Origin of the sequence: Citrobacter sp. MGH 55, assembly GCF_016906145.1 — a bacterium.
Lineage (GTDB): Bacteria > Pseudomonadota > Gammaproteobacteria > Enterobacterales > Enterobacteriaceae > Citrobacter_A > Citrobacter_A amalonaticus.
In genome coordinates, this window is the sequence record NZ_CP070239.1 from 4,623,317 (window position 1) to 4,649,094 (window position 25,778).

Genomic DNA, 25,778 nt, shown 5'->3' on the forward strand with positions numbered 1-25,778 from the left:
CTCCTCTATCCAGAGCGGCGAGCCGAATAACAAACTGGTAACGGTTGATTGATGTATCGATGGCAAATCTCACCTGAGTAGTCTTAAGCAATAAGGCGCTAAGGAGACCGTAAATGGCTGACACAAAAGCAAAAATCACCCTAAATGGTGATACGGCTATTGAACTGGATGTGCTGAAGGGCACGCTAGGTCAAGATGTTATTGATATTCGTAGCCTGGGTTCGAAGGGGATGTTTACTTTTGACCCTGGTTTCACCTCTACTGCATCCTGCGAATCCAAAATTACGTTCATCGACGGCGATGAAGGCATTTTGTTGCATCGCGGCTTCCCTATCGATCAGTTAGCCACCGAGTCTAACTATCTGGAAGTATGCTACATCCTGCTGAACGGCGAAAAACCGACGCAAGCAGAGTACGACGCGTTCAGAACCACCGTGACTCGCCATACCATGATCCATGAGCAAATCACCCGTCTGTTCCACGCTTTCCGTCGCGATTCACATCCAATGGCGGTCATGTGCGGGATCACTGGTGCGCTCGCCGCGTTCTATCACGACTCTCTGGATGTTAACAATCCGCGCCACCGCGAAATCGCCGCATTCCGCCTGCTGTCCAAAATGCCGACAATGGCGGCGATGTGTTACAAATATTCTATCGGCCAGCCGTTTGTTTATCCGCGTAACGACCTCTCCTACGCCGGTAACTTCCTGAACATGATGTTCTCCACGCCGTGTGAAACCTATGAAGTGAACCCGGTACTGGAACGCGCAATGGACCGTATCCTGATCCTGCATGCCGACCATGAACAGAACGCCTCCACCTCAACGGTACGTACTGCTGGCTCGTCTGGCGCGAACCCGTTTGCCTGTATTGCTGCGGGTATTGCATCCCTGTGGGGACCGGCGCACGGCGGCGCGAACGAAGCGGCGCTGAAGATGCTGGAAGAAATCAGCTCGGTTAAACACATTCCGGAATTCGTTCGTCGTGCGAAAGACAAGAATGACTCTTTCCGCCTGATGGGCTTCGGTCACCGTGTTTACAAAAACTACGATCCGCGTGCCACCGTGATGCGTGAGACCTGCCACGAAGTGCTGAAAGAGCTGGGTACCAAAGATGACCTGCTGGAAGTGGCGATGGAGCTGGAACACATCGCGCTGAACGACCCGTATTTCATTGAGAAGAAACTTTACCCGAACGTCGACTTCTACTCCGGTATCATCCTGAAAGCGATGGGTATCCCGTCTTCCATGTTCACCGTGATCTTCGCCATGGCGCGTACCGTCGGCTGGATTGCGCACTGGAGCGAAATGCATACCGATGGCATGAAAATCGCGCGTCCACGTCAGCTGTACACCGGCTACGAAAAACGCGATTTTAAATCTGACCTTAAGCATTAATCGTCAGACTGCCGGATGGTGACGCGACTGCGTCTTATCCGGCCTACGGTTGTCAATTCGTAGGCCGGATAAGTATTAGCGCCATCCGGCAACTTCCCTACCTTTTCTTGACCCTCGCTATATTAATCTTCTCCGCCCTTCTCTATGATTTACGGATAGTTTGTTCATTTCTTCCGGGAGCACAGGATGCCAGTTCTGCAGTGGGGCTTGTTGTTTTTGCTGTCACTCCTTCTGTCCCTGCTCTTTCTCAGCATTCATCTTCCGGCGGCGTTACTGCTCGGCCCGATGATCACCGGTATTCTGTTTAGTCTTCGCGGTATCTCACTAAAGCTTCCTCGCTGTACGTTCCTCGGTGCGCAAGCCATTCTTGGCTGTATGATCGCGCAGAATTTGTCAGGCTCATTATTAACGACGCTGGCGGCAAACTGGGTAGTGGTGCTGGCGGTTCTGCTGGTGACGCTGCTCTCCAGTACGGTCGTTGGCTGGTTACTGGTTCGCTACAGTTCACTCCCTGGCAATACCGGCGCGTGGGGCTCATCTCCCGGCGGTGCGGCGGCAATGGTCGCGATGGCGCAAGACTACGGCGCCGATATCCGCCTGGTCGCCTTTATGCAATATCTGCGGGTACTGTTTGTTGCTGGCGCAGCAGTGCTGGTGACGCGGTTTATCATGGGCGAAAGCGCAGAAGCCGTCAGCCAGCAGATTGAGTGGTTCCCGCCGCTGAGCGGCAATCTGTTCACGACGCTGCTGTTAGCGACGGTTGCCAGTGTTGTCGGTCGGGTGCTGCGCATTCCCTCCGGTACCATGCTGGTGCCGATGCTGGTAGGCGCTCTGCTGCACGCAAGCGGCGTGATGGTGATTGAACTGCCGGAATGGCTGCTGGCGATAGCGTATATGCTTATTGGCTGGCAGATTGGTCTCGGATTCGACAAGCAGGTCTTCTTTATGGCGCTGCGACCGTTGCCGCAAATCCTGCTCTCTATCTTCGCCCTGCTTGCCATTTGCGCAGCAATGGCCTGGGGAATGACCCACTATATGCAGATTGATTTTTTAACCGCCTATCTCGCCACCAGCCCCGGCGGACTGGATACGGTTGCGGTCATTGCCGCCGGCAGTCACGCCGACATGTCGCTGATCATGGCGATGCAAACCCTGCGGCTGTTCAGTATTCTTCTCACTGGCCCTGCCATCGCCCGTTTTATTTCAGCCAAAGCGCCGCGACAAGCGCATTAATGCTGGCAATGTGGACACCAGTAGAACGGCCGTGAGGAGAGCGTGGTTTTCTCGATGATCCCGCCACAACGTTCGCAAGGTTCACCGTCGCGGTGAAACACCTTAAAGCGAAACAGCGCGCCATGATGCTTATTTTCGTCGACCTGCCCACGCGTGGTGTAGGATAAGCGCGGAATATCCAGTAGCGCATGGGATAACGCCGTCAACTGCGCATCGCTGAGATCGCGGGCTTTATGCTGACCGGTTATCCCCACCTGCCAGAGGATCTCCACCCGCAGATAGTTTCCCAGCCCGGCGAGAAAAGCCTGATCCAGCAACAGACCGGAAAACTGGCGATTGCGAAAACGCGGCAAGAGTAACCGGGCTTTCACCGCGTCAGGCGTCAGACGCGGGTCCAGCACGTCCGGCCCAACCCGTTGCAGGAAGGGATGGATAGTGAGCTGTTCCGGCGTCAACATCTCAATGTCAGACGCGCTATAAAGCAGAATAGTTTTATCCGCAGTTTGCAGTTTAACGCGCAGAATACGGGTGGTGTGCGGCATGTCGCCACTGTCCACCACGCGCCAGACGCCATACAGCTGATTATGGCTGTAGAGCGTCAGACCCGCGGAAAAATGGGTCAGCAACGCTTTGCCGCGCGTCTCCATCGCCGTGACGGTCTGCCCCACCAGTGTGGATTGATACGGTTTTAACTGCGCAAAGGCAAACCAGACATCCGTCAGGGGTTTGCCTTTGATCGCCGCCTCCAGGCTATCCGCTGCGCGGCGGATCTCCGGGCCTTCAGGCATGGTTCTGTCCTTATCTGAGAAGATTAATGCGTGGCACCACCTGTCACGGCGATGTCATCGTCAACCTGCAATGCGGTAGCGATCGCCACCTCCAGCGCCAGACGCACCGTTTCCGCCGCCATACTGGGCGCCCCCGGATGCGCCACCGCCTGCTGCGGCAGATAAGGGATATGGATGAATCCCCCCTTCACCTCCGCGATGCCGCTCAGTTTGTGGAGCAATCCGTACATCACATGGTTGCAAACAAATGTCCCCGCCGTCTGTGAGACCGACGCTGGCACACCGGCTTCACGCATCGCCGCCACCATGGCTTTGACTGGCAGCGTGCTAAACCAGGCCGCTGGTCCACCAGCAACAATCGGCTCATCCACCGGCTGTTGGCCTTTATTATCCGGAATACGGGCGTCGTCGACGTTGATCGCCACGCGCTCAACGGTAATATCGGTCCGTCCGCCCGCCTGTCCGATGGCCAGCACCAGCGATGGAGAGAGCGTATCAATGGCGGAATTCAGCACACTGAGCGACTCGCCAAACACACACGGCAACTGACGCGCCACCACGCGGCACCCGGCGATGATAGCATTGTCGAGCTGCGAGACCACTTCCCAGGAAGGGTTAATCTGCTCGCCGCCGAAGGGCTCAAATCCGGTGATTAATACCGTTTTCATCCGTCCTCCTTACAGGAACATCAGGAAATACATCAGGAACACGTTGACTAGCAGCAACAGTATGCCGGTTGGCACCTGCGCTTTAATGACCGCGTTTTTATCTGGCAGTTCCAGCAGCGCGGCGGGCACGATGTTGAAATTTGCCGCCATCGGCGTCATCAGCGTACCGCAATAGCCGGAGAACATCCCGATAGCCGCCATCACCGCCGGGTTGCCACCGTGCTGAAGCACCAGAATCGGAATGCCAATTCCCGCCGTGACAATCGGGAAGGCGGCAAACGCATTGCCCATCACCATCGTTAACAGCGCCATCCCAATGGTATACACCGCCACCGCGATAAAGCGGCTGTCGACGGCCAGATACTCTTGAGTAAGATACGAAATGCCACTGCCAACGCCTGCCGCCGTAAACAGCAGTCCTAACGTTGCTAGGATCTGCGGTAAAATAAATGCCCAGCCGATGGAATCCAGCAGGCGGCGCGCCTCCTGAATCGGCTGATGCACCTTCTCATGGGTCATTTTGATAGCCATACCGAGACCAATCAGTGAGCCTGCGGTCATCGAGAACAGCGTCACCAGCGTGGCATGATTACCCGGTCCAAACAGAGCGTCCTGCAACCCCGGAATGTGATTGAACATCAGTACGCCAATCACGGTGACGACCGGAATGGCCAGCGCCGGGTAAAACAGGCGGTTACCCAGACGCGTCGCGCTCTCTTCCCGCTGCTCGCGGGTGCGCTGATGATAACTGCCCAGCTTGACGCCGCCAAAACCGGCGATCAACGCCATGATCACCACCGCGACACCGACGGCAATGTTGACTGTACGTTTGTCGCCCACCAGTTGATACGTCCAGTCGCCCAGCAGGAACAACAGCCCGTAGACGCCCCAGAATAACCCGGTCGTTAACCGACGCGGATTAGCTTTATCCTGCCAGGACATAATGGCGACAATCAGCAGCACGATCCCCGCGAGCCAGTAGAGGTAGCTTTGTTGAAAATTCATTGCGCCTCTCCTTTGCGGGTGTCAACAGAACCGGCTTTCGCCATTTCGCGTTGCAGATAATTATCCAGCCGCCACAGGCGCGTACCATGGATCACGAAGGCGCACAGGGCCGTTGGGATCCCCCATAAGGCAATGTGCAGCGGTTCGGTCTGAATACCGCCGGACTCCAGCATAAAGTTGTGCATGAAGATAATCGCGCCGAACGCGACGAAGATATCCTCACCAAAAAAAAGTCCCACGTTATCCGTCGCCGCCGACATCGCTCGCAGACGGTAGCGCACCGCGCCGGGCAATGCCCCATACGTTTTCTCCGCCGCCCCTTCCGCCATAGGCGCTAACAACGGACGCACCATTTGCGGGTGACCGCCCAGGCTGGTCAGCCCCAGCGCAGCAGTGGCTTCACGAATAAACAGATAGACGATCAGCAAGCGACCTGACGTAGCGCTTTTAATCCTGGCAATCCACGCCTGGGCGCGCTCTTTCAGCCCGTGACGCTCGAGCAGGCCAATAACCGCCAGCGGGATCAGCAGGATAAACGGCAGGTTGCGGGTGTTGAGAAAACCTTCACCCAGCTTTTCGAGGATCGTGGCGATCGGCATTTGTGCCGCCAGTCCAGTGACGATCCCGGCGACAATAACCACCAGCACCGGGTTAAAACGTAAAAGAAATCCAACCACAATGACGGCGATGCCCATCAGTGGCCAGAGCGTTATTGCATCTCCCATAATCCATTCCTGTATGTTGTGTTTTGTTGTGGTGTTTTTATATGCGCAACCCCTCTATGGAGGCTGCGTCAGTGTGCTCAGGCAACAATGGTGATTCTGCGGGCTTCAAACGCCGAGCGTAAACGTCGGGCGAAGGCCAGCGCGTGTTCGCCATCGCCATGAATACAAACCGTTTGCGCCACCACGCTTGTCCATTCACCGGTAATGCTTTTCACGCGTCCGGTTTCCACCATTCCCAGCGTTTGCGCCAGCGACTGGTCCTCGTCTTCAATCAGCGCGCCCAGCTGCGTGCGTGGCACCAGACTGCCGTCCGCCTGATAACCGCGATCGGCGAACACCTCCTGGCGCGTGACGAGACCGTAACGCTCACCCGCACGGACAAGCTCACTTCCCGCCAGGCCGACCAGAATCAGTGCCGGATCGCAGGCGTACACCGCTTTGGCAATGGCATCTGCCAGTTGCGGATCTTTCGCCGCCTGATTGTAGAGCATGCCATGCGGTTTCACGTGCCGCATGACGCCCCCCTCCGCCCGGGCTATTGCCGCCAGCGCGCCGATTTGATACAGCGTTTGCGCGTACACCGTTTCCACAGGCAGCGTCATCGCCGTGCGGCCAAAGTTTTCCCGATCCGGAAAGCTCGGGTGCGCCCCAATGGCTACACCATTTTTCAGCGCCTCGCGCACGCTGGTCAGCATGGTTTGCGCATCGCCGGCATGAAAGCCGCAGGCAATGTTGGCCGATGAGACCAGCGTCAACAGTTCTCCATCGCTGGCGCAGCCTTCGCCGAGATCCGCATTTAAATCAATGTTCATCATTGAGTCGCCATGTGAGTTGTTCCAGATAGCGCTGTTGGTCCTGCCGCGCTTTCAGCGCCTCCTCCAGCGAACACTGAACAAAGTGAATGGGTTGACCGAGCGGGATCTGCGCCAGATGGTACATGTCTGCCTCGATTATGCAGGCAATGCGCGGATAGCCGCCGGTCGTCTGGGCATCGTTCATCAATACAATCGGCTGCCCGTTGTGCGGAACCTGAATCACGCCAGGCAGCAGACCGTGCGACACCAGTTCCCGATCCGTCGTTCGCATCAGCGGTTGTCCCTGCAGGCGGTAGCCCATCCGGTTACTCTGCGGACTGAGATGCCACGGCGATCGCCAGAACGACTCCTGCGAAACGGCGTCAAATTCGTGGTATTCCGGCCCCGGCAGCGCCCGAATGCGATTCCCCCATAGCAGTTGTTTTACCCCTCGCGCTTCCAGGAACGTCCGTCGGGGTTTGCCGGTCGCCAGCCGGTCGCCGTCTTTCAGCAGGCGTCCTTCCAACCCGCCGATGCCCACTTTGAGATCGGTACTGCATGACCCCATCACTTCCGGCACGTCGATACCGCCCGCGACGGCAAGATAGCTGCGCATACCGTGCTGCGGACGTTTTAGCACCAGACGCTGGCCCGCTTTCACCGGCAGACGCCAGCCCGTCCAGACGGGGTGATTATCCAGCCGCGCTTCGCATCCCGCACCGGTCAGGGCAAACCAGCTGTCGGTTTCAAATTCCACAACCAGTTGTCCGAGGGTAATTTCCAACACCGGAGCACTGGCCTCATTACCCACCAACAGGTTAGCGATTTGCATCGCCGGTTTATCCAGCGCACCGCAGTGGCTAACGCCTGACTGACGAAAACCGTGACGACCGCCATCCTGAACGGAGGTGTACAATCCCGCGCGAATAATATTCAGCATACCCCCTCCTTCTGCGGGATAAAGCGCACGCTATCGCCAGGGCGCAGGAGAACCGGTTCCTCTTTTTTCGGGTCGAACAAGGCCTGCGAGGTATGACCAATCAACTGCCAACCGCCAGGCGTTGGCAGCGGATAAATACCGGTTTGCGGTCCGCCGATACCCACCGATCCAGCCGGAACGATCAGCCGCGGCTCAGCGCGCCTGGGCGTGTGCAGTTGTTCCGGTAAGCTACCGAGATACGGGAATCCCGGCTGAAAACCTAAAAACCAGACCACATACTCGACCGACGCGTGCAGCTCCACTACCTGCTTTTCGCTCAGGCCGCTATGGCGGGCAACGTCCGCCAGATCGGGACCACCTGCGCCGCCGTAGGTCACCGGAATTTCGATATAGCGTGAGTCTGGCTCCAGCGCCTCACTCTCCTCCCACCAGCGTTGCAGGCGTTCAATCGCATCCAGCGCCAGCGTTTGCGGGTCGCGTAGGATCACGGTGATATTGTTCATTCCCGGAATCGCCTCGACCACGTTTGGCGTCTCAACCAAACGTTGCGCCAGACGCCAGATACGTTTCTGGCTCGCCAGCGTCACCGGCGGCTCAAGCTCCAGCACTACCGCCGTTTCACCTAACAGATAACAACGCGCTCGTTGCACTTGCATTCCTCTTGTTTTTATTTATGCCGGGTTTGGAATATCAATAAACGTCACATCCAAATCGGTGTTCTCCGTCAGCCATTCGCTGAGCGCACGGATCCCGCCGCGTTCAGTGGCGTGATGCCCGGCGGCGTAAAAATGCAGTCCCTGTTCACGGGCTGAGTGGATGGTTTGTTCGGAAACTTCACCGGTGATAAAGGCGTCAACGCCAGCCTGCGCGGCGCTGTCGATGAAGCTTTGCCCGCCGCCAGTGCACCAGGCGACACGTTTGATGGTATCCGGCCCGGTATCACCGCACCATAACGGCCTGCGTCCAAGACGTGCTTCAATCCACGACGCCAGTTCCAGCCCAGGGACCGGCATCGTCAGTTCGCCCCAGGGAACCAGCGGCTCAATTTCTCCCATCACGGTGATCCCCAACAGGGCCGCCAACTGTGCGTTGTTGCCCAGTTCGGGATGCGCATCCAGCGGGAGATGCCAGCCGTAGAGGTTAATGTCATTCGCCAGCAGCGTTTTCAGGCGATTGCGCTTCATCCCGCGAATCACCGGAGATTCGCCTTTCCAGAAATAGCCATGATGAACGATGACCGCATCAGCCTGCAGACGCACCGCTTCATCCAGTAACGCCTGACTGGCGGTCACACCGGTGACGATTTTTTGCACCGTTTCTTTGCCTTCAACCTGCAAACCGTTTGGCGCGTAGTCGCTGATGGCGGCGCTGTTCAGTTTCTCGTTGATCAGTTGTTCCAGTTCGGTGTTTTTCATCATCGATCCCTTGTTTATTTATGCACTCCGTTAACATAGCGTCCCTGTGGCGGTTCGTCGATAGACAATTATTAGCCATATTAAGAAACCATCACCCCGTTCTTAGCCATAAAAAAAGGGGCGTATTTACGCACCTCTTTATGAATAGTTATGGCGTCAGGCCGCATAGCCACCGTTAGTTCTTTCGCGCGGCCTCATACGCGGCAAGCGTCTGCTGGCGCGCCAGTTTGTGATCGACAATCGGCTGCGGGTAGTCGAGCGTGATGCTTTCTTTGATCGCCCATTTCCACGGCTCGTGAATCGCCTTGCCCGGTACATCGCGCAACTCAGGGATCCACCGGCGGATAAACTCCCCGTCTCTGTCGAACTTTTCGCCCTGTGTCGTGGGGTTAAAAATGCGGAAATACGGCGCGGCGTCGGTTCCGGTAGAGGCCGCCCACTGCCAGCCGCCGTTATTCGCAGCGAGATCGCCATCAATCAGTTGCGACATGAAATAGCGTTCACCTTTACGCCAGTCAATCAGCAGATCTTTGACCAGGAAGCTGGCCGCAATCATCCGCAGACGGTTGTGCATCCAGCCGGTGACGTTCAGTTGCCGCATCGCCGCATCAACAATCGGATAACCCGTTCTCCCCTCCTCCCAGGCCTGTAAATCTTCCGCTCGATCCCGCCAGCGCACGCGATCGGTCCAGAGAATAAAGGGGCGGTGTTTGCACAGATTGGGATGGTACGTCATCAGATGGCGATAAAACTCACGCCAGATAAGTTCGTTCAGCCAGACACTGCCCGCGCCGCCGTCCAGCGCCTGCGGCTGTTCCGCCAGCAGGCGATGCAGACACTGGCGCGGCGATAAGCCACCGGTAGTAAGACTGGCGGATAAACGACTGGTGCCCTCAATGGCCGGGAAGTCGCGACATCCGTCGTACTCTCCTGCCCCCTGTTGGCAAAACTGGCGTAACCGGGCAATTGCGGCTTTTTCTTCGGCGGGAAAAAGGGCTGTGTCGAATTCCTGTTGCGGATAGTGAAGGTTAATCGGCACCAGCGCAGAAGAAACACTACCGTTCTCCCGGCGGGCCGGTGCGGATACGCACTCCGGCATCCCCTCCTTCAGCCGTTTTAACCAGGCGTTTTTAAACGGCGTGAAGACTTTATACATCTCATGATTTCCCGTCGTCACCGCACCTGGCGGCAGGATCACGCTGTCATCAAACCCTTCGCAAACCACTTGCGGCAGCGCCTTTTCTACCGCCGCATCGCGTTCACGCTCGTTCACTTCATACTGATAGTTATAAAACAGGTGGCTGACGTCATGCTGTTCGCACACCGCTTTCACCGTTTCGATACTGCCCGCGAAGTCATCGACTTCCTCAAACAGCAGCGGAATGCCTTTTTCCGCCAGCGCCTGTTGTAAAGCGTTTAGCTGAGCCTGGATAAAGGCGGCCTGACGCGGTGACATGACGTGATTCTTCCACTGCTCAGGCGTGGAGATAAATAACGCCACAACGCGCGCGGCGCGGTGGCGGCAGGCGGCGGCGAGGGCAAGATTGTCATGCAGACGGAGATCGCGACGAAACCAGACCAGATGGGTGGACATAACACTCCCGAATGAAAAAAATCAACTCCCGTAGCGCAGCCGCAGGGCTTCCGGCCAGGGATCAAAATAGCGTTGCCCGGAGAGATACGCATCCGGATATTCCGCCATATAGTGTTTGAGCAGCGTCACAGGCGCAAGCAGTGGCTGCGTAGCGCGTCGGTAACCGTCAATAAGGGAAGCCAACTCTTGCCGCTGACGGGCATTGAGCTGTTTGCGAAAATAGCCCTGAACGTGCATCAGGACATTGGTATGGTTACGCCGGGTGGCAGGATGGGACATCAATTTCATCAGACGCAGACGATATTCAATGAAAAAGTCATCAAGGCTCTCCCACTCGTAAAGCGCAGCGACAAAGCGCCCCAGCTCGCGGTATTCCGGCTGTGAATGGGCCAGCAGCAACAGTTTATAGCGGCTGTGATAGTCAATCAGCGCGCCACGCGTGAGTCCTTGTTGCCGCAATCCATGCAATTCATGCAGGGCATAAATCCGCGCGACAAAATTTTCCCGTAATTGTGGATCGTGCAATCGCCCGTCCTCTTCAACAGGGAGCCACGGATAAGACGCCATCAGGATTGAGGTAAAGATACCGCGACCGGCTTTGCGATTGTTTTTCCCATCGGCGTCATAAACACGAACGCGTTCCATGCCGCAACTTGGGGATTTCGCACAGACAATATAACCACAAAGGTGTTCGAAACGACTGACACGTTCTTCACTGAACGCGGTCATCGCCTGGGTTAAATCGCCCTCGCGCCGGTCACTGAAACGCAGTGCAATTGCCTCTTCCATTTTGACTAAGCGCAATGCAGGACGCGGCACCGGCAGGCCGATCGCCATTTCCGGACAGACGGGTTCAAAGTGCACCCACGGTGAAAGTTCTTCGACTGCAAAGGGCAGGCGTTTGTGTCCACCATCAAAGCGAACCGCCTCCCCTAACAAACAAGCGCTAATGCCAACAGGGATTTTCTCGCTCATGATGTCTCCTTTTCCATTTCTGAAATAAGTGTAGACACAGAGACATAAAAAAACCGCCACATTGCTGTTGGCGGTTTTTCTGAACGCGATGCGCTTAATAGAAATCGCAGGTGGCTTTTTCAGCCTGATCCATCCACACGGGTTTATCGCTGGTTTTTGACCACACGCGGTGTAGATAGCTATAAAAACGGGCGCGGTCTTTCCAGAACAGCATGACCGGTAGTGCCAGCACCCCAGCCACGACGGCGAAAGTACGGCGTAACAATACAACATGTGCTGGATATTCTTTGTACAACTCCATGATTCTCTCCCCTTTATCTGGCCGGTAATCATCACCGGTAAAGTCAAATTGGTTATCTGCTGAAAATAGTACCGCTTTGCGTGTAATTTTACTACTCATCCGACCACTTATTTTTAGCTATTTACGCTTTATTTATCTTTATCGCGTAATTAAGTTACAAAAAAGTTAAATTAATACTAATCATTAGTTAAATAATGGTCTTTGCCATTTTTATACTTTTTTTACACCCCCGACGTCGATTTTTGCGAAATCTTTGCAGGCAGATATTTACGCTTTGTTTATCACATTTATGCCACGGGAGGTGCGCTGTGAGTGCAGGCGTGATAATCGGCATCGTGCTGATTTTCTTATTATTAGGTTACCTGGTATATGCATTAATCAATGCGGAGGCGTTCTGATGGCTGCGCAAGGATTTTTACTCATCGCCAGTTTTCTGCTGATTCTGTTCGTGCTCGCCAGGCCGTTAGGCGCGGGCCTGGCACGGCTGATCGGCAACCATTCGCTGCCTGGTACCGCGAGGGTTGAACGCCTGATCTGGCGCGGTCTGGGCATTTCGACAGACGAGATGAACTGGAAGCAGTACCTGCTGGCGATCCTCGCGTTGAATGTGCTGGGGTTGACGCTCCTGTTCCTGCTGTTGTTGTGGCAACACCTTCTGCCGCTGAATCCACAGCAGTTGCCCGGTCTGCCCTGGCATCTGGCGCTTAATACGGCGGTGAGTTTTGTTACCAATACCAACTGGCAGGCTTACAGCGGGGAAACCACCTTAAGCTATTTCAGCCAGATGGCCGGGCTGACGGTACAAAACTTCCTGTCCGCCGCGACCGGCATTGCGGTGGTGTTCGCGCTGATCCGCGCCTTTACCCGCCAGAGCATGAATACGCTGGGCAATGCGTGGGTCGACCTGGTGCGTATTACCTTGTGGATTTTATGCCCCATCGCGCTGGTGATTGCGCTGTTCTTTATTCAGCAAGGCAGCCTGCAAAATCTGCTGCCCTATCAGACTTTCACTACTCTGGAAGGTGTGCAGCAACTGCTGCCGATGGGGCCGGTGGCCTCGCAGGAAGCCATCAAGATGCTGGGGACCAACGGCGGCGGCTTCTTTAACGCCAACTCGGCACACCCGTTCGAAAACCCCACCGCGCTGACCAACATGGTGCAAATGCTGGCCATCTTTTTAATTCCAGCCGCGCTCTGTTTCGCGTTTGGCGACGCGGCAGGCGATCGCCGTCAGGGGCGGATGTTGCTGTGGGCCATGTCGCTCATCTTCACCGTCTGCGTGGCGGTGGTGATGTGGGCGGAGGTCCAGGGCAACCCCCATCTGCTGCAATTTGGCGCAGATTCCACTCTTAATATGGAAGGCAAAGAGAGCCGCTTTGGCGTGCTGGTGAGCAGTCTGTTTGCGGTAGTAACGACAGCGGCCTCCTGCGGGGCGGTGATCGCCATGCACGACTCGTTTACCGCGCTGGGCGGCATGGTGCCAATGTGGCTGATGCAGATTGGCGAAGTGGTGTTCGGCGGCGTTGGTTCGGGCCTTTACGGCATGCTGTTGTTCGTGCTGCTGGCGGTGTTTATCGCCGGACTGATGATTGGCCGCACGCCAGAATACCTGGGCAAAAAGATCGACGTTCGCGAGATGAAAATGACCGCACTGGCGATTCTGGTCACCCCTGCGCTGGTTTTACTCGGCACCGCGCTTGCCATGATGACCGATGCGGGACGCAGCGCCATGCTCAACCCTGGTCCACACGGCTTTAGCGAAGTCCTGTACGCCGTCTCTTCCGCCGCCAACAACAACGGCAGCGCCTTTGCTGGTCTGAGCGCAAACACCCCGTTCTGGAACTGCCTGCTGGCGTTTTGCATGTTCGTCGGTCGCTTCGGGGTCATCATCCCGGTGATGGCGATTGCCGGATCGCTGGTGGCGAAAAAGAGCCAACCGGCCAGTCCCGGCACCCTGGCGACCCACGGCGCGCTGTTTGTCGGTTTACTGATCGGCACGGTGCTGTTAGTCGGCGCCCTGACCTTTATTCCTGCACTGGCGCTTGGCCCAGTCGCTGAACACCTTTCCTTACGCTAAGCGATGCGGAGCAAATGTTATGAGTCGCAAACAACTGGCGCTGTTCGAACCGTCTCTGGTCGCTCAGGCGCTGATGGACGCAGTGAAAAAATTAAGCCCACATACCCAGTGGCGCAACCCGGTGATGTTCATTGTCTGGATGGGTAGCCTGCTGACCACCGTGATTACCGTTGCGATGGCGACAGGACAGATGGCCGGCAGCGCGCTGTTTACCGGGGCGATCAGTCTGTGGCTGTGGGTCACTGTACTGTTTGCCAACTTTGCGGAAGCGCTCGCCGAAGGGCGCAGTAAAGCACAGGCCAACAGCCTCAAAGGAGTGAAAAAGACGGCCTTTGCCCGCAAACTGCGCGAGCCGAAGTACGGCGCGAAAATGGATCACGTTCCGGCCGATGAGCTACGCAAAGGCGACATCGTGCTGGTGGAAGCAGGTGATATCATTCCCTGTGACGGCGAAGTCATTGAAGGCGGCGCCTCCGTGGATGAAAGTGCGATTACCGGCGAGTCTGCGCCGGTCATCCGCGAATCCGGCGGCGATTTCGCCTCGGTGACTGGCGGGACGCGCATTCTCTCCGACTGGCTGGTGATCGAGTGTAGCGTGAACCCCGGCGAAACTTTCCTTGACCGGATGATCGCCATGGTCGAAGGCGCCCAGCGTCGTAAAACGCCCAACGAGATCGCCCTGACCATTCTGCTGGTAGCCCTGACGATTGTCTTTTTGCTGGCAACCGCCACGCTGTGGCCGTTTTCTGCCTGGGGCGGTCACGCGGTCAGCGTCACGGTGCTGGTCGCCCTGTTGGTTTGTCTGATCCCAACGACAATCGGCGGGTTACTCTCCGCGATTGGCGTCGCCGGGATGAGCCGTATGCTCGGTGCGAACGTCATCGCCACCAGTGGACGCGCGGTGGAAGCCGCAGGCGACGTGGACGTATTGCTGCTGGACAAAACCGGCACCATTACTCTCGGTAACCGTCAGGCCTCGGACTTCCTGCCTGCGCAGGGTGTCGACGAAAAAACGCTGGCCGACGCCGCACAGCTTTCGTCGTTAGCCGATGAGACGCCGGAAGGTCGCAGTATTGTGATCCTCGCCAAGCAGCGCTTTAATCTGCGCGAACGTGACGTGCAGTCGCTGCATGCCACCTTCGTCCCCTTTACCGCCCAGAGTCGTATGAGCGGTATTAACATCGACAACCGGATGATTCGTAAAGGTTCCGTCGACGCCATCCGTCGCCACATAGAAGCCAGCGGTGGCCAGTTCCCGGCGGATGTCGAGCAGAAAGTGGACAGCGTCGCCCGTCTGGGCGCCACGCCGCTCGTGGTGGTGGAAGGTTCCCGGGTGCTAGGCGTGATCGCGCTGAAAGATATCGTCAAAGGCGGGATAAAAGAGCGTTTTGCCCAGTTGCGTAAAATGGGCATTAAAACGGTGATGATCACTGGCGATAATCGCCTGACCGCCGCCGCCATCGCCGCCGAGGCGGGTGTGGATGACTTTCTTGCCGAAGCGACACCGGAAGCCAAGCTGGCGCTCATCCGTCAGTATCAGGCGGAAGGCCGCTTAGTGGCGATGACCGGTGATGGTACCAACGACGCCCCGGCGCTGGCCCAGGCCGATGTCGCGGTAGCAATGAACTCCGGTACGCAGGCGGCAAAAGAAGCGGGCAACATGGTCGATCTCGACTCTAACCCCACCAAGCTTATCGAAGTGGTGCACATCGGCAAACAGATGCTGATGACGCGTGGTTCACTGACCACGTTCAGTATCGCCAACGACGTGGCGAAGTATTTTGCGATCATTCCGGCCGCGTTCGCCGCGACCTATCCGCAACTGAATGCGCTGAACATCATGCGTCTGCATTCGCCGGACTCGGCCATTCTGAGTGCGGTGATCTTTAACGCCTTGATCATTGTCTTTCTGATCCCGTTGGCGCTGAAAGGCGTGAGCTACAAACCGCTTTCCGCCTCCGCCATGCTGCGCCGTAACCTGTGGATTTACGGTCTGGGGGGGCTGGTGGTGCCGTTTATTGGCATCAAAGTAATTGATTTGCTGCTGACCCTGCTGGGTCTGGTGTGAGGTGTCTGATGAGTGCTTTACGTCCGTTGTTTTCAACACTGATTTTCCTGCTGCTGCTGACGGGCGGTGCGTACCCGCTGCTGACCACCGCGCTGGGGCAATGGTGGTTCCCGTATCAGGCCAACGGTTCACTGATTCGGGATGAGCATGGGGTGCGGGGTTCTGCGCTGATCGGGCAGAACTTTACCTCTGAAGGCTATTTCCAGGGACGGCCTTCGGCCACCGCTGAAATGCCCTATAATCCCATGGCATCCGGCGGCAGTAACCTCGCCGCCAGTAACCCGGAACTGGATAAACAACTGCAAAACCGGGTCGCCACCCTGCGCGCCGCCAACCCGCAGGCCAGTCGTAACGTACCGGTGGAACTGGTTACTGCCTCCGCGAGCGGTCTGGACAACAACCTGACGCCCGCCGCGGTGGCGTGGCAAATCCCCCGCGTGGCGCAGGCTCGTCATCTGACCATTGAACAGGTGACGCAACGGGTTGCAGAATACACGCAGAAACCACTGGTGAGCTTTATCGGTCAACCGGTCGTAAATATTGTCGAACTCAATTTAGCGCTGGACAACATGAATGGCGAATAGTGAACCAGTACGCCCCGATCCCGATCGCCTGCTTGAGCAGGCGGTCGCCCCCCATCGGGGAAAACTAAAAATCTTCTTCGGCGCCTGTGCGGGCGTCGGGAAAACCTGGTCGATGCTGGCTGAAGCCCAGCGCCTGCGCGCACAGGGACTCGACATCCTGATTGGCGTGGTGGAGACCCATGGACGCAAAGAGACCGCCGCCCTGCTGGATGGTCTCAGCATTCTGCCGTTGAAACGCCAGGCGCGCCACGGACGTCATATCAGTGAATTCGATCTCGATGCCGCGCTCGCACGCCGTCCGGCGCTGATCTTAATGGATGAACTGGCGCACAGTAATGCGCCGGGTTCACGCCATCCCAAGCGCTGGCAGGACATTGAAGAACTGCTCGACGCCGGTATTGATGTCTTTACCACCGTCAACGTGCAGCATCTCGAAAGCCTGAACGATGTGGTCAGCGGCGTGACGGGGATTCAGGTGCGCGAAACCGTACCGGATCCGTTTTTTGACGCTGCCGACGAGGTGGTGCTGGTCGATTTACCACCTGACGATCTGCGCCAGCGCCTGAAAGAGGGCAAAGTCTATATTGCGGGACAAGCCGAGCGTGCTATTGAACACTTTTTCCGTAAGGGTAATTTAATCGCGCTACGCGAACTGGCGCTGCGCCGCACCGCCGATCGGGTGGACGATCAGATGCGCGCATGGCGCGGTCGTCCGGGTGAAGAGAAGGTCTGGCATACCCGCGACGCCATACTGCTCTGCATTGGTCACAACACCGGCAGTGAAAAACTGGTGCGTACTGCCGCACGACTGGCGTCGCGACTGGGCAGCATCTGGCACGCCGTCTACGTCGAAACCCCCGCGCTGCATCGCTTGCCGGAAAAGCAGCGGCGCAATATTCTGCACGCCTTGCGACTGGCGCAAGAGCTGGGCGCGGAGACCGCCACGCTATCCGATCCCAGCGAGGATAAAGCGGTGGTCCGCTACGCTCGCGAGCATAATCTGGGAAAAATAGTGCTGGGGCGAACGTCAACGCGACGCTGGTGGCACCGGGAGTCGTTTGCCGATCGGCTGGCGAAACGCGCCCCTGAGCTGGATTTGATGGTGGTCGCCCTCGATGAGCCGCCGGTGCGGACGCTGTCGTCCCTGCCCGATAACCGCGCCTTTAAAGACAAGTGGCGGGTGCAAATTCAGGGCTGTCTGGTTGCCGTTGCACTCTGCGCTCTGACAACATTTATCGCCAGCCAGTGGCTGGCCGCCTTTGATGCCGCAAACCTGGTGATGCTCTATCTGCTCGGTGTGGTGGTCATCGCCCTCTTCTATGGTCGCTGGCCGTCGGCGTTTTCCACCTTTATTAGCGTGGTCAGCTTTGATCTGTTCTTCATTGCGCCGCGCGGCACGCTCGCCGTCTCGGACGTGCAGTATCTCCTCACCTTCGGCGTCATGCTGACGGTTGGACTGGTCGTGGGTAACCTGACGGCGGGCGTGCGCTATCAGGCTCGCGTTGCGCGCTACCGGGAACAGCGAACTCGTCATCTTTATGAGATGTCGAAAGCGTTGGCGATGGGGCGCAGTGCGCAAGACATCGCCAGTACCAGCGAACAATTTATTGCCTCCACCTTTCATGCCCGCAGCCAGATTTTATTGCCGAATGAAGAGGGCAAACTGGCCGCCCTCACCCACCAGCAGGGAATGACCCCCTGGGATGATGCGATCGCTCGCTGGAGTTTTGACAAAGGGTTACCGGCAGGCGCTGGCACCGATACCCTGCCAGGCGTGCCGTACCAGATCCTGCCGTTACGTAGCGCCGACAAAACCCACGGCCTGGTGGTTGTCGAACCCGGCAATCTGCGTCAGTTAATGATCCCCGAGCAGCAGCGACTGTTGGAAACCTTCACTTTGCTGGTGGCGAATGCGCTGGAACGTCTGACCTTAACGGCCAGCGAAGAGCAGGCGCGGCTGGCCAGCGAACGGGAAAGCCTGCGCAACGCTCTGCTCGCGGCACTTTCTCACGACCTGCGCACCCCGCTGACCGTGCTGTTTGGTCAGGCGGAAATCCTCACGCTCGACCTCGCCAGCGAAGGCTCGCCTCATGCCAGACAGGCCAGCGAAATTCGCCAGCATGTACTGAATACCACCCGTCTGGTGAATAACCTGTTGGATATGGCGCGGATTCAGTCCGGTGGTTTCAACCTCAAAAAAGAGTGGCTGACGCTGGAAGAAGTAGTGGGCAGCGCGCTGAAAATGCTGGAGCCAGGCCTGGTTCATCCGGTAAACCTTTCCCTGCCCGCGCCGCTGACCCTCATTCACGTCGATGGCCCCCTGTTCGAACGGGTACTGATTAATCTGCTGGAGAATGCCATTAAATATGCCGGACCGCAGGCGGAGATCGGCATCGACGCGCACGTTGAAGACGAACATCTGCAACTCGACGTCTGGGATAATGGGCCAGGCATTCCACAAGGACAGGAGCAGCGCGTGTTCGATAAATTCTCACGGGGGAACAAAGAGTCGGCGGTGCCGGGCGTCGGGCTGGGGCTGGCCATTTGTCGGGCGATAGTGGAAGTGCATGGTGGGTCAATTGCCGTCTATAATCGCCCTCAGGGCGGTGCCTGTTTCCGTGTTACACTGAGGCAAGACGCTCCACCAGAACTTGAAGATTTTCATGAGGATATGTGACAAACGTTCTGATTGTTGAAGATGAGCAGGCCATTCGCCGCTTTCTGCGTACCGCGCTGGAAGCCGATGGGTTGCGCGTGTACGACGCCGAGACGCTTCAGCGTGGTTTGCTGGAGGCGGCAACGCGCAAGCCCGATCTCATTATTCTCGATCTCGGCCTGCCGGATGGTGACGGCATCGATTTCATTCGCGACCTGCGACAGTGGAGCGCCGTCCCGGTGATCGTGCTCTCTGCACGTAGCGAAGAGAGCGATAAAATTGCCGCGCTCGACGCCGGTGCCGACGACTACCTGAGCAAACCGTTTGGCATTGGCGAGTTACAGGCACGTCTGCGCGTCGCCCTGCGCCGTCATTCTGCAACACCCTCTCCTGAGCCGGTGGTACGCTTTTCCGATGTGGTCGTCGATCTCGCCGCGCATCTGATTCATCGCGGAGAAACAGAAATCCATTTAACACCGATTGAGTTTCGCCTGCTGGCCGTGTTGCTCAACAACGCCGGGAAAGTGCTGACCCAGCGCCAGTTGTTGAACCAGGTCTGGGGACCGAACGCCGTCGAGCACAGCCACTATTTGCGTATTTATATGGGTCACCTGCGACAGAAACTGGAGCGTGATCCCGCGCGCCCCCGCCACTTTATTACCGAAACCGGTATTGGCTATCGTTTTATGCCATGAATGGTTATTCATTATTTTTAAATAAATCTTAAAATTAATTTTTATTATTCTTACTTAGCCGAAATTATATTAATTCGGGTATTTAAGATTTTCCACAAAATTAAGAAATACAGAATTATAACAAATAATAAACAAAACGATATCTTATCGCCAGCCATGCATAAAAAACGACTAAATATTTTGCGAATGATCGTTTTTTATTGATCTCCTTCACGGATCAGGCCGTTTTCCTGGATAAAATACCTTCACCTTCTACTGATAAAGAAAAGGTAATCAAAATGGAAAACAATAGCCGTACTATGCCACATATCAGGCGGACAACACATATTATGATGTTTGCCCACCGTAATAGTTTTGACTTTCATTTCTTTAATGCCCGTTAGTCTTTCGACTATGGGCACTCCAGCATACAGGTCTTCCTGACTCGCTGTATCGCAGGCTCACGCCTGTATTCCTCAGTGCTCACTCTGCTTAAGCCTTGATTTGCCTGTGACCGGACAGGTAAGGTTTTTTGCATCCTGAAAAAAAGCAATTTACTGATTTATTTATCAGGGGACACACTTTGCTTTTATTCCGGCGTTATCAGTTTCTCATTCGGGAAATTGAGGACCTGCTATTATCTGAAAATAAAGAGATGAAAATGTCTGAATTAAAAATTGCCGTGAGTCGTTCTTGCCCTGACTGTTTTTCTACACAACGCACGATTGTGAATGTTGATGAAAGTAATTTTATTGATGTCGCTGCCGTCGTGTTGTCTGTCAATGATATTGAACGTGGGAAGCTCGATGAAATTGACGCGACCGGATACGGTATTCCGGTATTTATCGCAACCGAAGAGGAAGAGCGCGTTCCGGCAGAACATCTGCCGCGCATTTCGGGCGTATTCGAATGCAATGAAGCCCGTACCGCTTTCTACGGTCGTCAGTTAGAAACGGCAGCCAGTCATTACGAAACACAATTACGACCACCGTTCTTCCGCGCGCTGGTTGATTATGTAAACCAGGGAAACAGCGCCTTCGACTGCCCCGGACATCAGGGCGGCGAGTTTTTCCGCCGTCACCCGGCAGGTAACCAGTTCGTGGAATATTTCGGCGAAACGCTTTTCCGCTCCGACCTGTGCAATGCTGACGTAGCAATGGGCGATTTGCTGATCCATGAAGGCGCACCGTGCATCGCCCAGCAACATGCCGCGAAGGTTTTTAATGCCGATAAAACCTACTTTGTGTTAAACGGAACCTCTTCGTCTAACAAAGTGGTGCTGAACGCACTGCTGACTCCGGGCGATCTGGTGCTCTTCGACCGTAACAACCACAAGTCAAACCACCACGGCGCGTTATTGCAGGCGGGCGCAACGCCGGTCTATCTGGAAACCGCACGTAACCCGTACGGCTTTATCGGCGGGATCGATGCCCACTGTTTTGAAGAGAGCTATCTGCGCGAACTGGTCAGCGAAGTGGCACCGCAACGGGCTCGTGACGCACGTCCATTCCGTCTTGCCGTTATCCAGTTGGGCACCTACGACGGCACGATTTATAACGCCCGTCAGGTGGTGGATAAAATTGGTCACCTTTGCGATTACATTCTGTTCGACTCCGCCTGGGTGGGCTATGAGCAGTTTATCCCGATGATGGCGGATTGTTCTCCGCTGCTGCTGGAACTGAACGAAAACGATCCGGGCATTCTGGTGACGCAGTCCGTTCACAAACAGCAAGCGGGCTTCTCCCAGACCTCGCAAATTCACAAAAAAGACAGCCATATCAAAGGTCAACCGCGCTATGTGCCGCATAAGCGCATGAATAACGCGTTCATGATGCACGCCTCCACCAGCCCGTTCTATCCGCTGTTTGCCGCACTGGATATTAACGCCAAAATGCACGAAGGCGTCAGTGGCCGCAACATGTGGATGGACTGTGTCGCCAACGGTATCGACGCCCGTAAGCTGATCCTTGATAACTGCCATCATATCCGTCCCTTTGTTCCGGAACTGGTTGATGGCAAACCGTGGCAGTCTTATCCGACTGCGGAAATCGCCAACGATCTGCGCTTTTTCCACTTCGTCCCTGGCGAACACTGGCATGCGTTTGAAGGTTACGCCGAGCATCAATACTTTGTTGACCCCTGCAAACTGTTGTTGACCACTCCGGGTATCAACGCACGCAATGGCGAGTACGACACCTTCGGCGTCCCGGCGACTATTCTTGCCAACTTCCTGCGTGAAAACGGCGTGGTCCCGGAAAAATGCGACCTCAACTCGATCCTGTTCCTGCTGACCCCGGCGGAAGACATGGCGAAACTGCAACAACTCGTCGCCCTGCTGGTGCGTTTCGAGCGCCTGCTGGAATCTGACGCACCGCTGGCGGACGTTCTGCCGTCTATCTACAAACAGCACGAAGCGCGTTATGCCGGTTACACCCTGCGCCAGTTGTGTCAGGAGATGCACGACCTGTATGCGCGTCACAACGTGAAACAACTGCAAAAAGAGATGTTCCGTAAGTCCCATTTCCCGCGCGTCAGCATGAACCCACAAGATGCCAACTACGCCTATCTGCGTGGTGAGGTGGATCTGGTGCCGCTGCCTGAGGCCGAAGGCCGTATTGCCGCTGAAGGCGCGCTCCCTTACCCGCCGGGTGTGCTGTGCGTGGTTCCTGGGGAAGTCTGGGGCGGTGCGGTACTGCGTTACTTCAGCGCACTGGAAGAAGGGATCAACCTGCTGCCCGGTTTCGCGCCGGAACTTCAGGGTGTGTACATCAACGAGTGCGATGGTCGCAAACAGGTGTGGTGCTACGTGATTAAACCGCGTGAAGCACAAAGCGACCTGTTGAAAGGAGAAGCATTATGAGTAAAGCCAAATCCAATAAAATGGGCGTGATGCAGCTCACCATCCTGACCATGGTCAATATGATGGGCTCCGGGATCATCATGCTGCCGACCAAACTGGCTGAAGTCGGCACCATTTCAATTATTTCCTGGCTGGTGACAGCCGTCGGGTCCATGGCGCTGGCCTGGGCGTTCGCCAAGTGCGGAATGTTCAGCCGTAAAGCCGGCGGGATGGGGGGCTACGCAGAATATGCGTTTGGTAAATCCGGTAACTTTATGGCGAACTACACCTATGGGGTATCGCTGTTGATTGCCAACGTCGCCATTGCCATCTCCGCCGTGGGTTACGGTACCGAACTTTTCGGCGCCACCCTCTCCCCGGTGCAAATCGGTCTCGCCACCATCGGTGTACTGTGGATCTGTACGGTCGCGAACTTTGGCGGTGCGCGCATTACCGGGCAGATCAGCAGTATCACTGTCTGGGGAGTGATCATTCCGGTGGTCGGCCTGTGCATCATCGGCTGGTTCTGGTTCAGCCCAACGCTGTATGCCAACTCGTGGAACCCACATCATGTACCGTTCTTTACCGCCGTCGGTTCATCTATCGCGATGACGCTGTGGGCGTTCCTTGGTCTGGAATCAGCCTGTGCGAACGCGGAAGTGGTGGAAAACCCGGAGAAGAACGTACCGATTGCCGTACTGGGCGGGACGCTGGGCGCGGCGGTGATCTACATCGTCTCTACCAACGTGATTGCCGGGATTGTGCCTAACATGGATCTGGCTAACTCCACCGCACCGTTTGGTCTGGCGTTCGCGCAGATGTTCACACCGGAAGTGGGTAAAGTGATCATGGCGCTGATGATCATGTCCTGCTGTGGTTCATTGCTGGGCTGGCAGTTCACCATTGCGCAGGTCTTTAAATCCTCTGCCGATGAAGGCTATTTCCCGAAAATCTTTTCTCGCGTGACCAAAGTCGATGCGCCGGTTCAGGGGATGCTGACGATTGTTATCATCCAGAGTGGCTTATCGCTGATGACCATCAGCCCGTCGCTGAACAGCCAGTTTAACGTGCTGGTCAACCTGGCCGTGGTGACGAATATCATTCCGTATATTCTGTCGATGGCCGCACTGGTGATCATCCAGAGAGTGGCGAACGTTCCGCCGTCAAAGGCGAAGATGGCAAACTTTGTCGCCTTCATCGGTGCGATGTACAGCTTCTATGCGCTCTACTCGTCAGGTGAAGAAGCGATGTTGTATGGTTCCATCGTGACCTTCCTCGGCTGGACGCTGTACGGCCTGGTATCACCACGCTTTGAACTGAAGAATAAGCACGGTTAAGGCTAGCCAAACAAAAAAGGAGCCTTTCGGCTCCTTTTTTAATTCAGTGGTACAACTCAGGCGTTTTTCAGCACTTCGCTGACGATTTCGACCGCTTCTTTCTCGATCTGCTTGCGATGTTCTTCGCCAAGGAAGCTCTCGCAATAGATCTTGTACGCATCTTCCGTACCCGAAGGGCGTGCCGCGAACCAACCGTTGTCGGTCATGACTTTCAGACCGCCAATCGACGCACCGTTACCGGGAGCCGCCGTCAGACGTGCTGTGATCGGGTCACCGGCCAGCGTACTGGCGCTGACCATCTCCGGAGACAGTTTAGACAGCGCCGCTTTCTGTGCCGATGTTGCGCCAGCCTGCAGACGGTTGTAGCTCGGCGCACCAAAACGGGCGGCAAGCTCGTTGTAGTGCTCCTGCGGGTTCTTCCCGGTGACGGCAGTAATTTCTGCTGCCAGCAGACACATGATGATCCCGTCTTTATCAGTAGACCACGGCGTACCGTCGAAACGCAGGAAGGATGCCCCCGCGCTCTCTTCGCCGCCAAAGCCGAAGCTGCCGTCAAACAGACCATCAACAAACCATTTAAAGCCCACCGGAACTTCAACCAGTTTACGCCCCAGATCGTTAACCACGCGGTCAATCATTGCCGACGAAACCAGCGTCTTACCGACAGCCACGTCTTTGCCCCACTGCGGACGATGCTGGAACAGGTAGTTGATAGCTACCGCCAGGTAGTGGTTTGGATTCATCAGCCCCGCCGGAGTGACAATACCGTGACGGTCATAATCCGGATCGTTAGCGAACGCCAGGTCGAACTTATCGCGCAGCGCCAGCAAACCGGCCATGGCACATTCAGACGAACAGTCCATACGGATTGCGCCATCTTTATCGAGATGCATAAAGCGGAAAGTCTGATCAACCTGATCGTTTACGATGGTCAGATTCAGTTTGTAATGCTCTGCGATGCGCTTCCAGTATTCAATACCGGAGCCGCCCAGCGGATCCACACCCAGCGTCAGACCGGCTTTCTGAATCGCCGCCATATCGACGATATCAGCCAGCCCCTCAACGAACGGCTGTACCAGGTCCTGCTCTTTGACATGACCGGACGCCAGCGCCGCATCCAGAGAAATGCGCTTCACGCCTTTCAGATCGTCAGCCAGCAGCGCATTCGCCCGATCTTCCACCACTTTCGTGACGTTGGTATCTGCCGGGCCACCATTAGGCGGGTTGTATTTAATGCCACCATCTTCTGGCGGGTTGTGGGACGGGGTAATCACAATACCGTCAGCCAGCGGACCGCCTTTTTTGTTGTGAACCAGAATGGCATTTGACACAGCGGGTGTTGGGGTAAAACCGTTGTTCTCCTGAACAATCACATCAACACCGTTCGCGGCGAGCACTTCCAGCACGGAGATAAACGCCGGTTCAGACAGTGCATGGGTATCTTTCCCCACGTAGCATGGACCCGTAATACCATTTTTTGCACGTTCTTCCGCGATAGCCTGCGCAATCGCCAGAATGTGGGGTTCGTTGAAGCTATGACGGCCTGCACTGCCACGGTGTCCGGAGGTGCCGAACTTCACCGCGTGTTCCGCATTTCCTTTTGCGGGCTTCAGTACATAGTATTGTGACGTCAGTTGCGCGACGTTAATCAAATCACTCTGTTGCGCAGGTTTACCTGCACGGTCGTGGATTGCCATTGCCTGGTCCT

General features: G+C 56.1%; 23 protein-coding genes. 11 read left to right on the plus strand and 12 right to left on the minus strand.

Features of this window, described 5'->3' with window-relative positions; all coding sequences use genetic code 11:
• Positions 1-113 precede the first annotated feature (113 nt).
• A complete protein-coding gene (locus JTI98_RS19260; RefSeq protein WP_043001372.1) occupies positions 114-1,397 on the plus strand; it encodes a citrate synthase in 1,284 nt (427 codons plus the stop codon).
• Positions 1,398-1,583: 186 nt separating this feature from the next.
• The gene (locus JTI98_RS19265; protein WP_216081681.1) at positions 1,584-2,630 is read left to right on the plus strand and encodes an AbrB family transcriptional regulator; all 1,047 of its coding nucleotides are present in this window, start codon (positions 1,584-1,586) and stop codon (positions 2,628-2,630) included.
• Here the strand turns inward: JTI98_RS19265 and nei are convergent.
• The 11 genes from nei to JTI98_RS19320 form a co-directional block, all read right to left on the minus strand.
• A complete protein-coding gene (gene nei, locus JTI98_RS19270; RefSeq protein WP_058587804.1) occupies positions 2,627-3,418 on the minus strand; it encodes an endonuclease VIII in 792 nt (263 codons plus the stop codon). The genes JTI98_RS19265 and nei overlap by 4 nt on opposite strands.
• Positions 3,419-3,441: 23 nt before the next feature.
• A complete protein-coding gene (gene pcp, locus JTI98_RS19275) occupies positions 3,442-4,086 on the minus strand; it encodes a pyroglutamyl-peptidase I (RefSeq protein ID WP_044327590.1) in 645 nt (214 codons plus the stop codon).
• A gap of 9 nt (positions 4,087-4,095) precedes the next feature.
• Complete coding sequence (locus tag JTI98_RS19280; protein WP_044256564.1) at positions 4,096-5,091, minus strand: DUF979 domain-containing protein; 996 nt, start codon at positions 5,089-5,091, stop codon at positions 4,096-4,098.
• The gene (locus JTI98_RS19285; protein ID WP_043001377.1) at positions 5,088-5,816 is read right to left on the minus strand and encodes a DUF969 domain-containing protein; all 729 of its coding nucleotides are present in this window, start codon (positions 5,814-5,816) and stop codon (positions 5,088-5,090) included. Before JTI98_RS19285 ends, JTI98_RS19280 begins: the two co-directional genes overlap by 4 nt.
• A gap of 77 nt (positions 5,817-5,893) precedes the next feature.
• On the minus strand, positions 5,894-6,628 hold the full coding sequence (pxpA, locus tag JTI98_RS19290; RefSeq protein WP_216082271.1) for a 5-oxoprolinase subunit PxpA: 735 nt from the start codon (positions 6,626-6,628) through the stop codon (positions 5,894-5,896).
• Complete coding sequence (gene pxpC / locus JTI98_RS19295) at positions 6,618-7,550, minus strand: 5-oxoprolinase subunit PxpC (RefSeq protein ID WP_044327592.1); 933 nt, start codon at positions 7,548-7,550, stop codon at positions 6,618-6,620. The genes pxpA and pxpC overlap by 11 nt, the downstream gene beginning before the upstream one ends.
• Positions 7,544-8,200 (minus strand): 5-oxoprolinase subunit PxpB, encoded by a 657-nt coding sequence (pxpB, locus tag JTI98_RS19300; RefSeq protein ID WP_043001379.1) that lies wholly within the window; start codon positions 8,198-8,200, stop codon positions 7,544-7,546. Before pxpB ends, pxpC begins: the two co-directional genes overlap by 7 nt.
• Before the next feature lie 21 nt (positions 8,201-8,221).
• Complete coding sequence (gene ybgI, locus JTI98_RS19305; RefSeq protein ID WP_043001380.1) at positions 8,222-8,965, minus strand: radiation resistance protein YbgI; 744 nt, start codon at positions 8,963-8,965, stop codon at positions 8,222-8,224.
• A gap of 175 nt (positions 8,966-9,140) precedes the next feature.
• Positions 9,141-10,559, minus strand: a complete 1,419-nt coding sequence (phrB, locus tag JTI98_RS19310; RefSeq protein ID WP_216081682.1) for a deoxyribodipyrimidine photo-lyase — start codon at positions 10,557-10,559, stop codon at positions 9,141-9,143.
• A 21-nt stretch (positions 10,560-10,580) separates the two neighbouring features.
• A complete protein-coding gene (locus tag JTI98_RS19315) occupies positions 10,581-11,534 on the minus strand; it encodes a 2-thiouracil desulfurase family protein (protein WP_044327594.1) in 954 nt (317 codons plus the stop codon).
• A gap of 94 nt (positions 11,535-11,628) precedes the next feature.
• Positions 11,629-11,835, minus strand: a complete 207-nt coding sequence (locus JTI98_RS19320) for a YbfA family protein (RefSeq protein ID WP_043001383.1) — start codon at positions 11,833-11,835, stop codon at positions 11,629-11,631.
• Between the two features lie 308 nt (positions 11,836-12,143).
• Between JTI98_RS19320 and kdpF the strand changes: the two genes are divergently transcribed.
• From kdpF to potE, 9 genes are all read left to right on the plus strand, one after another.
• Positions 12,144-12,233, plus strand: a complete 90-nt coding sequence (gene kdpF / locus JTI98_RS19325) for a K(+)-transporting ATPase subunit F (RefSeq protein ID WP_042285393.1) — start codon at positions 12,144-12,146, stop codon at positions 12,231-12,233.
• Complete coding sequence (kdpA, locus tag JTI98_RS19330; protein WP_044327930.1) at positions 12,233-13,912, plus strand: potassium-transporting ATPase subunit KdpA; 1,680 nt, start codon at positions 12,233-12,235, stop codon at positions 13,910-13,912. The genes kdpF and kdpA overlap by 1 nt, the downstream gene beginning before the upstream one ends.
• 19 nt (positions 13,913-13,931) lie before the next feature.
• Positions 13,932-15,980 (plus strand): potassium-transporting ATPase subunit KdpB, encoded by a 2,049-nt coding sequence (gene kdpB, locus JTI98_RS19335; protein ID WP_044327929.1) that lies wholly within the window; start codon positions 13,932-13,934, stop codon positions 15,978-15,980.
• An 8-nt stretch (positions 15,981-15,988) separates the two neighbouring features.
• A complete protein-coding gene (gene kdpC / locus JTI98_RS19340; protein ID WP_216081683.1) occupies positions 15,989-16,564 on the plus strand; it encodes a potassium-transporting ATPase subunit KdpC in 576 nt (191 codons plus the stop codon).
• Positions 16,554-19,241: a two-component system sensor histidine kinase KdpD gene (kdpD, locus tag JTI98_RS19345; RefSeq protein ID WP_044327927.1), complete on the plus strand. Its 2,688-nt coding sequence runs from the start codon at positions 16,554-16,556 to the stop codon at positions 19,239-19,241. The genes kdpC and kdpD overlap by 11 nt, the downstream gene beginning before the upstream one ends.
• A complete protein-coding gene (gene kdpE, locus JTI98_RS19350) occupies positions 19,238-19,915 on the plus strand; it encodes a two-component system response regulator KdpE (RefSeq protein ID WP_043001388.1) in 678 nt (225 codons plus the stop codon). Before kdpD ends, kdpE begins: the two co-directional genes overlap by 4 nt.
• 278 nt (positions 19,916-20,193) lie before the next feature.
• On the plus strand, positions 20,194-20,298 hold the full coding sequence (gene speFL, locus JTI98_RS19355) for a leader peptide SpeFL (RefSeq protein ID WP_114149115.1): 105 nt from the start codon (positions 20,194-20,196) through the stop codon (positions 20,296-20,298).
• A 257-nt stretch (positions 20,299-20,555) separates the two neighbouring features.
• Entirely contained in the window at positions 20,556-22,754 is a 2,199-nt protein-coding gene (gene speF, locus JTI98_RS19360) for an ornithine decarboxylase SpeF (protein WP_046401512.1), read from the plus strand.
• The gene (gene potE, locus JTI98_RS19365) at positions 22,751-24,070 is read left to right on the plus strand and encodes a putrescine-ornithine antiporter (protein ID WP_044256569.1); all 1,320 of its coding nucleotides are present in this window, start codon (positions 22,751-22,753) and stop codon (positions 24,068-24,070) included. The genes speF and potE overlap by 4 nt, the downstream gene beginning before the upstream one ends.
• A 56-nt stretch (positions 24,071-24,126) precedes the next feature.
• Here the strand turns inward: potE and pgm are convergent, their stop codons facing one another.
• Positions 24,127-25,767, minus strand: coding sequence for a phosphoglucomutase (alpha-D-glucose-1,6-bisphosphate-dependent) (gene pgm, locus JTI98_RS19370; RefSeq protein ID WP_044266360.1), 1,641 nt, complete (start codon positions 25,765-25,767; stop codon positions 24,127-24,129).
• Positions 25,768-25,778 lie beyond the last annotated feature (11 nt).